The following is a 14488-nucleotide window of genomic DNA, read 5'->3' as shown; positions in this document are numbered from 1 at the left end:
CCTTAGACGTCGTGGTGGTTCTGCGGCCCGGCGGAGACCGCGGCCTTGCGGGAGGCTGCGGCGAGCCAGGGCCGGATGGAGCCGTCGTTGGTGAGGTCGCCGCGGTAGGCCAGCGCCACGGTCACGTAGCGGTGGACTCTCTGGCTGTACCGCCACCGGAAGCTGCGGTGGACCTTGTCGGGACAGGGGGCGAGGCCGCCCCCGTCGCGGGCGCTCCAGATGGTGAGGCGCCAGGCCCCGCCCCCGTCACCGAGGTACCCGTGGGCGTCCCGGGCCGTCGCCGCGTCGGGGAACACGAACACCTGGACGGAGACGTGGACGGGGTTCTCGGGCGTGGCGTGGGGACCGGGCTGCTCCGCGTAGACACCGACGACCACTTCGGTACAGTCACGGCGCGCGAGTTCCCCCGCCAGGTCGCTGGGGCCCGCTTCACTGGAGGGGCGGGTGTCCTCGGCGATCCGCGCGAACTCGATGTCCAAGTCGTTGGTGAACCGCCGCGGCAGCAGGGCGTCCGCGGTGAACGGCGTCTCGTCGGTGGAGGCGCTTTTCCAGGAGTTGGGAGAGGGCGGCCGAGGCGCCTGTCGGATGTCGTCCATCAAGCGGGTGCGCGGGGGCGGGGGCATCGCCGCGGTGGGAGCTTCCGCTGCCGCGCACGTCGCCAGGAGTGCCTGAAGCCGCTGCTGGACCTGCTCTGCCGACTGGGGGCGCCGGTCGGGGTCGCGCTCCAGTAGTTCGGCGACGAGCGCGGTCACCTCCGGCGACAGGCCGGGGCGGAACCCGTCGAGGGGCGGGCCTCCTCGTCGAGCTTGCGCCGCACGACCGCGAGGCTGTTGTGCCCAGTGAAGGGCGGCCGGCCGGCGAGCATCGCGAAGAGCATCCCACCGAGTGCGTACAGGTCGGAGCGTTCGTCGCCGCGTTCCGTGAGGAACTGCTCCGGTGCGCCGAACTCCGGCGTTCCGGCCGGGGCCAGTTGGGAGGAGCGCGCCACTGTGAACGCGGCCTGGACGAACCCGGCGATCCCGAAGTCGATGACCTTCACCAGCCCGTCGCCGGTGACGATGACGTTGTGGGGCTTGATGTCGTAATGGATGACCTGGGCCCGGTGGGCGGCCTCCAGCGCGGCGCAGACGCTGCTGGCGATGTCCACGGCACGCGTCACGGGGAAAGGACTCTCAGCCTGGAGACACGCTGTGAGCGTCTGGCCGGCCACCTTCTCCATGACCAGGAACAACACGTCGTCGTGGATACCCCGGTCGTACAGGGAGGGCGCCGACGTTGGGGTGGACGATGATCCAAGGAAAGTACCTAAGCTCGTTCTACTGGTGAAGAGGCAGTATTCCAACCGTGCAGAATTTCCCCGGAGGATCGCTCGTGGAACACCCAGGGACGGCAGCCGCATGAGCCGGACACCGCATGGCACACTGCACCATGTCGAGCTTTGGGTGCCGAACCTCGATCGCGCGCTCGCCTCACTCGGCTGGCTACTGGAAGAGCTCGGGTACGCCCTCTTTCATAGCTGGGAGAGTGGACGCAGCTGGCAGCTCGGCCCGACCTACCTGGTCATCGAGCAGTCACCATCCCTCACCGGCAAAGAGCACGACCGCTGCCGACCGGGGTTGAACCACCTGGCCTTCCACATCGAGGACGTCTTCACCGTCGAGAAGATGATCACCGACGCCGCTCAGCACGGCTGGCGCCTCATGTTCCCGGATAAGCATCCCTACGCCGGCGGCACACAGCACTACGCCGGATATCTGGAGAACGACGACGGCTTCGAAGTCGAACTCGTCGCGATCACCCCACCCGAACGAGGGAGCGACAGCGGTCACGATGTGGTCGGCAACTAGGCACGTTTTACTGGTGAAGAGGCAATGTTCCGCCCCTGCACTATTCGATCCATGTCTCGGTTTCTATCTGCCAAACCGGACGTTCCAGAGGGCTGACTCGTCGGACCGCATGGCTACACGCAACCCGAGTCCGTGGGCGCGGTACACGCAGGTGTCGTCCCCCCAGAGCGTCGCCTCGGCGACAGCCCAGCGCCCCGTGGCGTCCTCACCGACTGCCACGATCTCCATCTCCACTGTGATCAATCGGGTTTCCGGAGTGATCTGGCCCCGGTACTTCCAGGTCACTTCCCGGCCGAGCATCACCGGCTCGAACCGGGGAGACTCGATGCCGTCGGTGAGACCCCGTTCGATCATGTAGTACCGCAGGAGTTGGCACATCGCTTCGATGCCGAGGGATCCCGGCTGCACCGGGTCCTGGAAGAAGTGCGCCTTGAAGAACCACTCCCCTGGGTCCACGTCCTTCTCCGACCGCAGCCGGCCGAGACCGGCACTGCCCGCGTCCGGCCAGTAACCGGTGATCCTGTCGAGCATCAGCAGCATGGGGCCCGGCAGGCGCGCCGGGCCGTCGAAGCCGGCTTGCGTACGGGTGGTGAGATCGACCGTGTGGTCGCACGGAGCGGTGAGCGCGGCTCGGTCGGCCGCGGAGACGGGGAGTCCCGGCTGCTGTTCGAAGGCCGAGCGCGGGAAGAACCCGAACACCGTCGACAGTTCGAAGACCGGTCGGTCGTCGGCGAAGCAACGGACCGTGAACGACTCGATGATCATGTCGCCGCCGCGCGAGACACTGGTCAGCTCCGCGTGGGTCCGCACGACCCTCGTCGCGTCGGTAACCACTTCGGTGACGGTTCCGCAGCCGTCGAGATTACGGAACAGCAGGTCGCCGTCGCTGGTCAGGGCGCTGCCGACGTAGGTGGCGAGCCAACCGCACGGCTGGAGGGCGATCTCCATGAGGACGGCGAACGGCATCGTCCTGCCGTCGTTCTGCTCGAAGTACCAGGCGCGGTCGGGCACATCGTATGCGGCGACGACGCGGCTGCCCTCCCGCATCCCGTTCGGCGGCCCCTCCACCTCGACGATCCGGCTCATGAAGTGGTACGGAGGGCCCGGAAGACGTGCGCACCTGCGAGTGCCGTCGAAGCGCGCGTAGGCCGGGCCGAAGGCCTCGCTGGGCCTGCCCCACGCGCAGGCGAGCAGCGATGCGTAGTCGAAGGCGAAACCGTCCACCACCGCGACCGCCGAGGGCTCTCGGTGTGCCACCAGGCCGCCGAGCGAAGCGACCGGTACCGGAGTTCCGCTGGACTGCTGGGTGGGCGGACCGAGTTGGCGCCAGTGCGTCAGGGGCCAGTCAGGTACCAGCCGGAGTCCGACGTGGCGGCCGTGGAAGGCCCTGCACCCGTCGACGGTGCCCAGCACATCGGCGTACAGGGTCGGCACCGGTCCGGCCGACACCCCGCGCACGAACACCTCGTACACGATCCGTCGGCTGTCCGGAGTGGCCTGGCCGCGGCACTCGGCCGTGCTGGGGGCGCCGTCGACCGGTTCGAAGCGCCAGCCGTCCCGGTCGACGGTGAAGCCCAGGGCGGCCAGGTAGAAGGCCATGGCCTGCATACCGCCCTGGAGCATCAGGGTCCCCGGCATGCAGGGGTCGTTCTTGAAGTGCCCGTCGAAGAACCAGTCATCGGGCGCGACGGGCGTCTCGGCGCGGAGGTAGCCGCGACCCCAGGGCCCGCCCGCCGGGTCGAACGCGGTGATCTCGCGCAGCAGCCGCATTCGGCCGCTGTCGATGCGCGGCGACCGTACGTGGGCCGCGGTCCGCTCCCACCCGGGTCCGAAGCAGTCCGCGGGGCGCCCCTCGGAGAAGGCCAGTACCCGGTCCGCGTGGAAAGAGCCGTACGCGCACCGGACGGCGGGAGGGTCGGTGGGGAGGTCGGGGCCGGGTGGGTCGGCGGCGGGGTCGCCCTGCACCCCGGCGCTCCGGGCGAGTTCGTCGCGGGTGAAGAACCCCGCCTGGCCCTCGCGGACGCTGAGCCGGAGTTCTCCGTCGACATGGCAGTCGTAGTGGAAGAAGAAGAGCCGGACACCGTCGTGCTCGGCGTGTCCGTCGATGCGGATCTCGTAGCGCAGCGTCTCTCCCGCGCGGGGAGGGCTTCCGTGGTACGTCAGTTCGCAGCCCAGCAGCCGGTAGGCCCGCTCGCCCCGGTTCAGCAGGTCGATGCCGAGCCAGCTGATGAGGAGGAGGTCCGCCTGGCCGGCCTCGACCATCAAGCCGCAGGGCATCCGCCCGGTGGCGTCGAGGTACCAGCTGTCGAGGGTGACGTCGGTCTCCGTCCAGATCGTGCCCTGCTGGTTCGCCGACCCGGGTGCGAGGAGCGCCGCCGGTTCGGCGTCGATACCGGTGACGCGGTCGGCCAGCAGCATCGGCGGCTCCGGCATCCGGGTCTGCACCGCGTAGGCGTCCTGCGGGGCGAACCGGGGTCCGAAGAGGTCGGAGATCCGCCCGGACGCGAGGTGTTCCAACTGGGCCCTGTCGAACTGGGGCCGGGGGGCGGGCAGTGACCGGCTCGGTTCGGCGGCGGGCGGCGCGGGCGGAGGCGTCATGGGCCGGGTGCGCGGTACGCCGGACCGCTGGCGGGAGTCTGCGGCCGGAACCGGTGCGGCACGCCCCAGGGCGGCGACGGACTGCTCGGTGAGCCGCAGGAAGCGTTCGTGCAGGTGGGTCTGTTCGGCCATCACGTCCCGATGGAGCGCGGTCACCCGCAGGGCGTGCCGGGCGGCGAGGGCCCGCCGGTCTGCGGGCGCCGGGGCCTGCCCGTCGCTCGCGCGGGGTGCGACGACGGCCGGCGTGTCGGGCGACGGGCCGGGCCGACCGGGCACGGGCACGGGCACGGGAGCCAACCGGGGTGCTTCTGGCAGGGTCGCCGTGGAGCGCCCCAGTGACGACGACAGCCGAGGTTCTGGCAGGACAGGCACCTCCAGCGCCGGACCGGTTCGCGCGGTTCCGGCCTCCGGAGCGCGCCGCAGTTCGGCGAACAGCGCGTCGGCCCGCACTGGCACACCGGCGACCACGAGTTCGGCCACGGCCAGGCACAACTGCCGCAGGCCCCTGCCGTCCGGAGCGTCCAGGGCCACGGCCACGTGCTCTCGATCCCCGAGCACCCGTTTGATCCACCCGGTGCACAGTCCGCGCGGCCCCTGCTCCACGAAGATCCTGACCCCGTCGGCCCAGGCCCTCTCCACCGTGCCGGCGAAGTCGATCGTGCCGAGGCCCTGGGCGGTGATCGCCTCCGCGGCCCGCTCGGTCGTCGGGAGATACGCCCGCCGGTCGGCCTCACTGTAGAACCGCACCCCGGGCACCTCGGTGGTGGGTCGCAGGTGGAGGCGGCGCCACCGGTCCCGAACCTCCGCCAACTCCGGTGCGTGGGCGGCGAGATCGTAGTCGATCGCGATGGCGTTGTCGGTACCGAGCCGGTCCACCGCGGCCGCGCAGGCCCGTGCCTCTCCGCCGACGACACATACCCCGGGTGCGTTGACCGCCATCAGGTGAACGGCCGGTTCCCTCGCGATCTCCTCGCCGACCCGTTCGAGGGGGGCGGTCACCAGGTAGCTGGACCACCGGGTCCCGGTCACACCGACGCGTTCCCATGCCCGCCGCACCGCGCGGAGTTCTCCGGTCAGCTCCCGGGTGAACAGGCCGCTCTCGCGGGCGGCCGCGTACAGGCCCTCGGCGTCCGGCCAGGCACCCAGGGCCACCAGGGCGGCTGTCTCGCCGGAGGAGTATCCGAGGGCGGCGTCAGGCCGCAGGCCGAGCAGTCCCCGGCACAGTTCGGTGTGGACCGTGGCGAGCCGGGCCGCGCTGCGGATCTGTTCGAGCGTCGTCGGCGCAGGGCCTGGATCCACGGGCCCGGCGGCGGTGCCGTGTCTGGCCCGGACGCTCTCGCCGAGTGACGGGAGGGCGAGCATCAGATCGCGCCCCATACCGGGGTACGCGGCCGATCCGTTGGTGTACACGAACCCCGTCTCTCCGACCACCGGGGCGTCCCGGTACCGCACGCCGCCGGGCTTGACCCCGCCGCCGACGAGCCAGCGGCGCGCGCCCTCCACGGCCGCTCGGAGTCCGGCCTCGTCGTCCACGACGAGTGCCAGGCGCGCGGGGCCGTCCGAGGACTCCGCTCCCGCCTCCAGCGCGGCCAGCACCTCCTGCCGGTCGCCACCGGAGAAGACGTGCAGCCGCGGTACGGCTCCCCCGACCCGGGGCAGCACGTCTGCGGCGCGCAGCCGGACGCGGACGGAGGGGGCCTCCAGCGGGGCGACGACCGCCTCGGCGGTACGCAGGCCAGGTAGTGGCCGGGCGGGCTCTCCCGGACGGGGCACCGCGCGGTGCGTGAGCGCGGTCGCCGCGACGGCGACGGACAGCAGCCCCTGGGCGGCGTGGACCCGTCCGAAGACCGACGCCGGGTCGATCGCGGCCGCCGGGTCGTCCCCGACCAGCAGGTCGGCCTCGCCGTCGCCCTCCCCGTCGAGGAGGGCGAGCACCGTGTCGCCGTCCCGGCGGGCGGCGGTGAGCGGTTTCAGCACCAGGACGACGGCCGCGTCCCCCGTTGCGGTGTCACGGCCGAGCTCGCCCAGGGCGGCTCGGTGTACCGCTCCGCTGGACACGTCGGTGGCTCCGACCAACGCGGCGTCGGCTTCTCCCGCCCTGATGGCCCGGGCGGCGAGGTCGAGTGCCACCAGGCCGGATGCCTCCTCCGCCGACACCGCGAAGCCGGGGCCCGCCAGGTCGAGTTGGGTATTGATCCGGTTGGCCACGAGGTTGGGGAGGGTTCCGACCACCCGCTCGGCCCCCAGGGAGGAGACGAAGGCGTCCTGGGCACGCCCGAGGAGATCGGGGTCGGCGTCGCACCCGGACTGCTCCGCCCAGTGCGGCAGTCTCCAGCGTGCGCCGCCGCGCGCCACTTCGGCGTCGACTCCCGCGCCGATGAGCACCACGGTCCGCTCCCGGGGCAGGGAGACCCCTCGGACGGCGTCGCGGGCGGCCTCCAGCACCAGGAGTTGCTGGGGCGAGGTGCTTCGCAGGGCCGACGGAGGAAAGCACAGGTCGGGAAGTGACACGTCGATCTTCGTGGTGGGACCGCACCGCTCGCCTTCGAGGACCGCGCGGCGGAAGTCCTCGCTCCCGGACCCGTCGCCGGCCCGCGCTCCGACGGCCACGATCGCGATCGCGGAGGTCTCCGCGGGGACCTCGGAATGCCCGGCGGTATCCCGAACCGGACGGAACGGGCCGGGTGCGCCTGCCTGGTGCGCTGTCGAGTCGCCGTCCCAGGCATCGACGATCAGATGGGCGTTGGTGCCGCCGAAGCCGAAGGCACTGACGGCGGCCCTGCGCACGCCCTGCCACGGCTCGGGCTCACTCAGCACACGCAGCGGTGTGCCCTCGAGGTCGGCGAGGGGCCGGTCGGCCCCGAGTGTCGCCGGACGGATGCCCGCGCGCATCGCCCCGAGCACCTTGAGCAGGCCGCTCACTCCCGCCGAGGCCAGCAGGTGACCGACGTTGGACTTCACGGAGCCGATAGGAACGTCGCGGGCCGCCGCGAAGGTCCGTGCCATGCTCCGGGCCTCCACGGCGTCCCCGACCGGCGTACCCGTGGCGTGGCACTCCACGAGCGAGACCGTCTCCGGTGCGACGCCCGCCGTGGAGTACGCCAGTCCCATGGCCCGCTCCTGTCCCTCCTGAGCCGGGCTGAGCAGGCCGCGGCCACGTCCGTCGTTGGACAGCCCGATGCCCCGGATCACCCCGAGGACGGGCGCCCCGGCCACCAGTGCGTCCGGGAGCCGCATCAGGGCCACGAACCCGGCGCCCTCGCCGTGCAGCAGACCGTCCGCGTCCCGGTGGAAGGGGCGGCTGCGACCGGACCTGCTCACGGCCGACAGGCCGCAGAACCCCACGTGCAGGAACAGGTTGTCGACGCGGTTCACCGCTCCGGCGAGCATCAGATCGGCGGTGCCGTCGTGCAGGCGGTCGCACGCGAGCTTGATCGCGTACAGCGAGGAGGCGCAGGCGGCGTCGAGCGCGAAGGCGCCCGCTCCCAGTCCGAGGGCTCTGGCCGCGAAGTGGGCGGGCAGCCCGGCGGAGAAGCGGTTGCGCGCGTCGGGGCGTGCGCGACGCGCGCCGGTGAGCAGGGCGTCCCGTACGGGCGGCTCCTGGGCGGACAGCCAGACGTGCTCGGCGTAGGCCGACCCGGTGCTCGTGGGGTAGCAGAGGTTCCCGAGGACCAGACCGGCGCGCTCGCCGGGCCCCTCGTAGCCGGACTCCCCCAGTGCCTGCCGGGCGCCGTACAGCACCCAGTGAAAGAGCGGGTCGAGGGTCAGGATCCGTGCCGGATCGACGGAGAAACCACTCGGGTCGAAGACCGCTTCGAACCCGCGGACATAGCCCCCGATGTCGGTCCAGGTGCGGTCGCGGTGGTCGTCGACCGTGCCCAGGGCCCATCGGTGGGGCAGCCGCCACCGTTCCTCCGGGACCGCCGACAGGCTGCAGCGGCGTGCCGCGACGTTGTCCCAGAAAGTGTCGGGGTCCAGTGCGTCGGGCAGCACACAGCCGCGTCCGACGACGGCGATCGGTTCGAATCCCATACTGCTCCACTCCACGGGGCGCACGCATACGGAGGAACGGGGGCGCGGGGCGCGCTCCTTCAGTCGGGACGGCGTACGAGCTCCACCCCGAGCAGCTCCACGCGAAGGGCGCCGTCCGGGTCGAGGAGGGCCACGTCGCACCGTGCCCCGGTGTCGTGCACCTTCCGGGCCCGCACCACAGACCTCAGGCTGTCCGCGGCGGGGCCGCGCCGGTGGACGCGGCACTCGGCGACGGCCATCGGCAGGCACGCGCTGCCCAGGGCATGGTCCGCCCATACCAGGGACAGTTGCAGCGCACCGTCCACCGCGGCCGGATCGGTCTGCCAGTGGGCGCCGCCCCAGCCCAGTTCGGCGACGCCCACGACGGTCGCCTCCGCCCCGTCGGCACCGACGCCGCGCAGGGTGCGCAGTGCCTGGAACCGTGGTCCGTGGAAGAGGGTCCGTCCGTCGTAGGGGACGGGGCGCTCCGTGCTGCCCCCTTCCCCGGGACCGGCCCACGGCTCCCGTTCCGAGGGGGCCGCCTCGAAGTCCAGTACGGCGCGGAAGTGCGGCGCGCCGTCCGCGTCCCGCAGGTCCGCCTCCAGGCCCGACGGGGGACCGACGAGGCGGCGGTGTCCGTGCACGGTGAACCGGTGCCCCTCGTGCGCCAGCCTCGGCAGGGTGACCTTGTCGAGCACCCGCACGTCACGCAGGACCGGCCCGCCGGACGTGGGGCGCCATGCTCGGGCCGCGCCCGTGAACCAGTCCAGGACCATGGCCAGGGGCAGTACCGGATCCTCGGCAACGCGGTGGTCGGCCAGGTAGGGGTGCGTGGCGGACGTGACGCGGAGCTGAGCCGTGGGCGGGTCGCCGGCACCGTCCGGCGGCGCGCCCCCGTCACCGGCCACCAGGATGACCCGGCCGTCAGCGGCCGGAGCGCCGAGTTCGGCGGTGAAGGCGGCGGCGCCCCGCTGCGGGGGGATCAGCTCGACGCCCGACCGGCCGAAGTGCTCGGCCAGTGCCGGGGTCACCATCCCGCCGCGCCAGGGCCCCCACGCGATCGAGCGGACCCGGCAGTGAGGCCGTCGGGCCCGCTCGGCCGACGCCACATGGTCGAGCACGGCGTTGGCCATGGCGTAGTCGCACTGTCCCGCGTTGCCGAAGGCCCCGGCCACCGAGGAGAACAGGCAGATCGTCTCGACCGGGTCGTCGGCTGTCGCCGCGAGCAGGGCCCGCAGGCCGTCGGCCTTGGTGGACATCACCCGGTCGAACTGCTCGTCCGTCTTGTCGGAGATCCGCTTGTCGGCCAGTACTCCGGCGCCGTGCACGATCCCGGTGACCGGGCCCCACGCCTCACGCACCTCGCACAGCGCGGCCGCGAGGGCCTCACCGTCCCTGACGTCCACCGGCAGGTACCTGACCGGCGAGCCGGACTCCTCCAGTGTGGTGAGGGTCGCCCTCACCTCGCGCGCGGCCAGGATCGCCCTCGCCCGCGCGCTGATCTCGGCGGGGCCGGTGCCTTCGGCCCGCTGCTCGCCGAGCAGCCGCACGAGTGCGGCTTCGTCGGTGGCCGCGGATGCCCCCGCGGGCTCCGCCACCAGTTCCGTGCGGCCCAGCAGAGCGATGCGCGGCCGGTGGGTCCGGGCCAGGTCGGTCAGGGCGGCCGCGGTGACCCCGCGCGCTCCCCCGGTGGCCACGATCACCGACTCCGGGCCGATCCCCGTGGCGGCGGTGCCCGGTTCCGCCGGTGCCTCGACGGCGCACGGCACGAGGCGGGTCCCGTCCGCGCGCAGGCCGGCCTCCGGTGCCGGTCCGCCCATGAGCAGTTCCTCCACGATCGCCTCGGCGACGGCCTCGGCGTCCCGGCCGCCGCGTTCGCAGTCGATCGCCTTGACGGAGGCGTCCGGCCATTCCCGTGCCGCGGTCCTGGTCAGGGCGGCGAGACCGCCGAGCCACGCGCGGTCGGGTTCCCCGCCGTCCAGGCCGAAGTCGCCCCCCGTGTCCTGGACGGTGACGAACACCCCACCGGCCGCCTCCATGCGCGGGGCGACCGAGCGTGCCGTGCGGAAGGCCTCGCGCAGGATCGGTCCGGCCTCCTCCGGCGACCCGATGTCGGCCAGCCCGCCGAGGTACACGACGGCGCCCGCACCGTCGGGCACACGTGTCGCGGCCTCGGCCCGTACTCCGCGGCCGGTGAGTTTCCCGGCCACCAGGTCGGCGGTCTTGACGGGACCACCCACCACGTACACGGGGCCGTCAGCCAGTCCCGCCGTCTCCAGTCCCGGCGCGGGTGCGTCCACCGTGCGCAGGGCCAGGCGCCGCAGTTCCACCGGCTCGGGTTCCCGGCTCACGACAGGGGCTTCGGCCTGGGCGGCGGACGGTGCGCCGGCGGGAGCGGCCGCGTCCGTCAGGGCGTCCACGATCTCGCGCAGGGTGCTGAGCCTGCCGAGCGCGGCGACGTCCCCGGTCGGCAGGTCACCCACCCGTTGCCGGACGACCGAAAGGATCTCCACACGCTTGATGGAGTCCACGCCGAGGTCCGCGTCGAGCGCCATGTCCGCGTTGAGCATCGACACCGGGTAACCGGTGCGCTCGGCCACCACCGAGAGCAGCAGCTCCTCCAACCGGGCCGGGTCCGCGACCGTCGGCGCGTCGGCGCGGTCCGGAGCCGGTGAGGGCTCGGGCGTGCGGGCGGGTGGTACGACGGGGGCCGCGGTGGGGGCGGGGAACTGCGGCAGCGGGTCGGGAGTGCGCGGCGTCGCGCCGGGAACCGCCTCGGGCACCCGGCCCGCGGGGGCGGAGGTCTGGACCCCGGTGTGCGGCACCGCCGCGGGATCGGGGGACGCGGGCGGAGTGGGCAGGGCGGGAACGTCCTCCCGCGGGGGCGCGCCCAGCATCGCGCCCAGGGTCGTCTCGGTCATCCGCAGGAACGCCATGTGGCTGTCGGCCAGCATGCGGTGGCAGGCCGCGTGGGTCTCCGCCGCGTGCCGCTGCACGCTCTCGACCATGGCCAGCCAGTGCGGGTCCGCCGGGAGAGCCGGGTCGATCGGCCCCGACGGGGACGGGGCGACCGGTACGGGTTCCCGGGCCGGAGCGGCTTCGCCGGTCGGCACCAGAGGCGGAGCAGGCACCAGAGGCGGCGCGGGCGCGAGCGTCGCCGCCGGTGTGGTCCGGGGCGGATTCGGCGGGAGCAGTTCGGCCGTCCCGCCCTCCGGGGGGTAGGGCTGACCGTAGTTGGCACCGCTGATCTGCACGGTCATGCGCGGTTCGCGCTCCTTCACTTCTGTCCCTGACGGTCCGTACGGCGCCCAGAGGAAGCCGTAGTCCAACTGCGCACCGCGCGCCGCGAGTCTGCCGAGCGCGCCGTGCAGGGTGGTGACCGCGTCCTGTCCCCGGCGGTCCAGGGCGACCGCGGTGTGCTCGCGGTCCCCGAGGATGCGTCCGACCAGGCCGGTCAGCGCGGCCCCGGCGCCGACCTCGACGAACGTCCGCACTCCCGCGGCGTGCATCGCCTCGACCTGCTCGGCGAACAGCACGGGCGAGGCCAGGTGTGCGGCGATCCTGCGGCGTACGTCGTCGGGGTCCTCCGGGTACGGTGCCGCGTCCTCGTTGCCGTACACGTCGATCACGGGTGCCGTGAGTGTCATGTCGCGCAGGAACGCGGACAGTGGCTCGGCCGCCGACGCGACCAGCGGGGTGTGGAAGGCGTGCGAGGTCTCCAGCCTGCTCACGGCGATGCCCCTGGCGAGGAACTCCCGCTCGGCTGCCTCGATCGCCCCGCTCTCGCCGGACACCACGACCTGGTCCGGCGCGTTGTGGTTCGCCGGCCACACGTTCTTCACCCCCGCCTCGGCGAGGACCGCCGTCACTCGCTCGCGGCTCGCGGCCGCGGCCAGCATCGCCCCGGGGCTGCCGGCCGCGGCGCGCATCAGCTCGCCCCGGCTGCGGGCGAGTGCGACCAGTGATTCGGCGTCCAGTACTCCCGCGGCGTGCAGGGCCACCAGTTCGCCGAAGCTGTGGCCGCCCACGCAGTCGGGCCGCAGCCCGAGGCCGCGCACCACCTCCAGGAGGGCCAGGCTGTGCACGGCGAGCGCCGGCTGGGCCCACTCGGTGGCGTTCAGCAGGGCGGCCTGCGCCTTACGCTCCGCGTCGTCGAAGCCGGGAGGCGGGAACACCACGCCGTGCAGGGCGCGGTCCTCGAACCGGCGGCCTGCCAGGCGGTCCCAGACGGCCTGGGCGGCGGGGGCGTACATGGCGAGGCCCGCTCCCATGCCGACGTACTGGGCCCCCTGCCCCGGGAAGAGGAACGCCACCTTGCCGACGGCGGGGTCTCCGACGCCGTAGTGCACCCCGCCGGGAAGGGAGAAGGCGTCGTGCGGGCGCTGCCGGATCGCCGCGGCGGCTTGCGAGAACCTGTCGTGCAGGTCGTCGGTGTCGGTCGCCAGGACGGCCAGGCGTACCTCGTCGGCGGGCCGGAACCCGGTCTGGCTCTCCCTCGCGATCTCGGCGAGCGGGCGGTTCCGGTCGACGGTCCGCTCCAGCAGGGCGGCCGGCGAGGAGGCACTGAACAGCACCAGTTCCGTGGGCGCGCACCGGCTGCGCCACGCGTGACGGCCGGGTTCCGCCGACGGGACGTACTCCTCCAGGGTGACGTGGAAGTTGCTGCCTCCGAAGCCGAAGCTGGACACCGAGGCCCGGCGCGGATGACCGGGCGGGCGTACCCACGGGCGTGCCTCGGTGTTGACGTAGAACGGGCTGTCCCGCGTGCGCACCACGGACGTGGGCCGCTCGACCTTGATGGTCGGCGGCAGGACCTGATGGTGCAGCGCCATGACCGCCTTGAGCAGCCCGGCGGCGCCCGCGGCGCACTTGGTGTGACCGATCTGGGACTTCACCGAGCCGATCGCACACCACTGCCTGTCCTCACGCCCGCTGTCCTCGAACACCGTCCGCAGCGCGGCGAGTTCGGCGGCATCCCCGGCCTTGGTGCCGGTGCCGTGTGCCTCGACGAGTTCCACAGTGCCCGGGTCGTACGCCGCCTGCTCGTACGCGCGTCGCAGTGCCCGCGCCTGGCCCTCGGGCAGGGGCGCGTAGATCGCCGTACCCTTGCCGTCGGACGAGCTGCCGATCCCCCGGATCACGGCATGGATCCGGTCGCCGTCCCGTTCCGCGTCGGACAGCCGCTTGAGCGCGTACATTACGACGGCCTCACCCAGCATCGTGCCGTCGGCCTCGTCGGAGAAGGGCCGGCAGTCCCCGGTGGGGGACAACGCGGGTGTCTTCGAGAAGCACATGAACATGCCGATGTCGTTCAGGGTGTCGACACCCCCGCTGATGACCAGGTCGGCACGGCCCAGGGAGAGTTCCGCGACCGCGGTCGACAGGGCGGCGAAGGAGCTGGCGCACGCGGCGTCGGTGGTGTGATTGGTGCCGTGCAGGTCGAACCTGTTGGCGATGCGTCCCGCGACGACGTTGCCGAGGAGCCCGGGAAACGTCGACTCCTGCCAGGGCGTGTAGTGGTCCCGGATCGCGTCGCACACGGACTGGGCCTCGGCCTCGGGTACACCCCTCTCCCGCAAGGCCTTCAGCCACACGGGGCGTTGGGTCCGCCCCTGCATGTGGCTCAGCAGCTCCAGCGAGGCCGCGCCCAGGATGACGCCGACCCGGTCACGGTCCACCCCCGACAGCCCGCCGGCGTCGGCGAGGACCTGGTCGGCCACCATGAGGGCGAGCAGCTGGCTGGTGTCGGTGGCGGGAAGGGTCGCAGGTGGGATTCCGTAGGCCAGTGGGTCGAAGCCGACCTCGGGCAGGAACGCCCCCCTGCGCGCGTAGGTCTTGTCCGGAGCTGCGGGGTCGGGGTCGTAATGGTCCTCGACGAGCCAGCGCGACGGCGGCACGTCGGTGATCAGGTCCCGGCCCGAGAACACGGTCCGCCAGAACTCCGAGGGGTCGGTCGAGCCCGGTGCCAGGGCCCCGATGCCGACCACGGCGACGGGAACCTGTGGGGGGTGGGTGTCGGACACGGGCTCCCT

The 14488-nt window shown here is 72.9% G+C and carries 5 protein-coding genes; 1 reads left to right on the top strand and 4 read right to left on the bottom strand.

The features are described 5' to 3' along the window. Positions 1 to 2: 2 nt before the first annotated feature. A complete protein-coding gene (locus ACZ56V_RS11825) occupies positions 3 to 752 on the bottom strand; it encodes a serine/threonine-protein kinase (protein WP_468941397.1) in 750 nt (249 codons plus the stop codon). Beyond that, positions 749 to 1399, bottom strand: coding sequence for a serine/threonine-protein kinase (locus ACZ56V_RS11820; protein WP_468941394.1), 651 nt, complete (start codon positions 1397 to 1399; stop codon positions 749 to 751). Before ACZ56V_RS11820 ends, ACZ56V_RS11825 begins: the two co-directional genes overlap by 4 nt. On the opposite strand from ACZ56V_RS11820, the gene ACZ56V_RS11815 reads away from it, so the two are divergent. After that, positions 1398 to 1847, top strand: coding sequence for a VOC family protein (locus tag ACZ56V_RS11815; protein WP_398915372.1), 450 nt, complete (start codon positions 1398 to 1400; stop codon positions 1845 to 1847). The genes ACZ56V_RS11820 and ACZ56V_RS11815 overlap by 2 nt on opposite strands. Positions 1848 to 1910: 63 nt before the next feature. Here the strand turns inward: ACZ56V_RS11815 and ACZ56V_RS11810 are convergent, their stop codons facing one another. Further along, positions 1911 to 8477, bottom strand: coding sequence for a beta-ketoacyl synthase N-terminal-like domain-containing protein (locus ACZ56V_RS11810; protein WP_468941391.1), 6567 nt, complete (start codon positions 8475 to 8477; stop codon positions 1911 to 1913). Positions 8478 to 8536: 59 nt separating this feature from the next. Beyond that, on the bottom strand, positions 8537 to 14479 hold the full coding sequence (locus ACZ56V_RS11805) for an SDR family oxidoreductase (RefSeq protein WP_468941388.1): 5943 nt from the start codon (positions 14477 to 14479) through the stop codon (positions 8537 to 8539). Positions 14480 to 14488: the final 9 nt, after the last annotated feature.

The sequence above is a fragment of the Streptomyces sp. NPDC034099 genome (genome assembly GCF_055575415.1).
Note: the sequence above shows the minus strand (reverse complement) of the source record. Positions and strands in the feature narration are given on the sequence as shown.

Bases quoted from the DNA above. Each gene is read 5' to 3' on its own strand.
- ACZ56V_RS11815 (WP_398915372.1), top strand. From the start codon at position 1,398: ATGAGCCGGACACCGCATGGCACACTGCACCATGTCGAGCTTTGGGTG.
- ACZ56V_RS11820 (WP_468941394.1), bottom strand. From the start codon at position 1,399: ATGCGGCTGCCGTCCCTGGGTGTTCCACGAGCGATCCTCCGGGGAAAT.
- ACZ56V_RS11810 (WP_468941391.1), bottom strand. From the start codon at position 8,477: ATGGGATTCGAACCGATCGCCGTCGTCGGACGCGGCTGTGTGCTGCCC.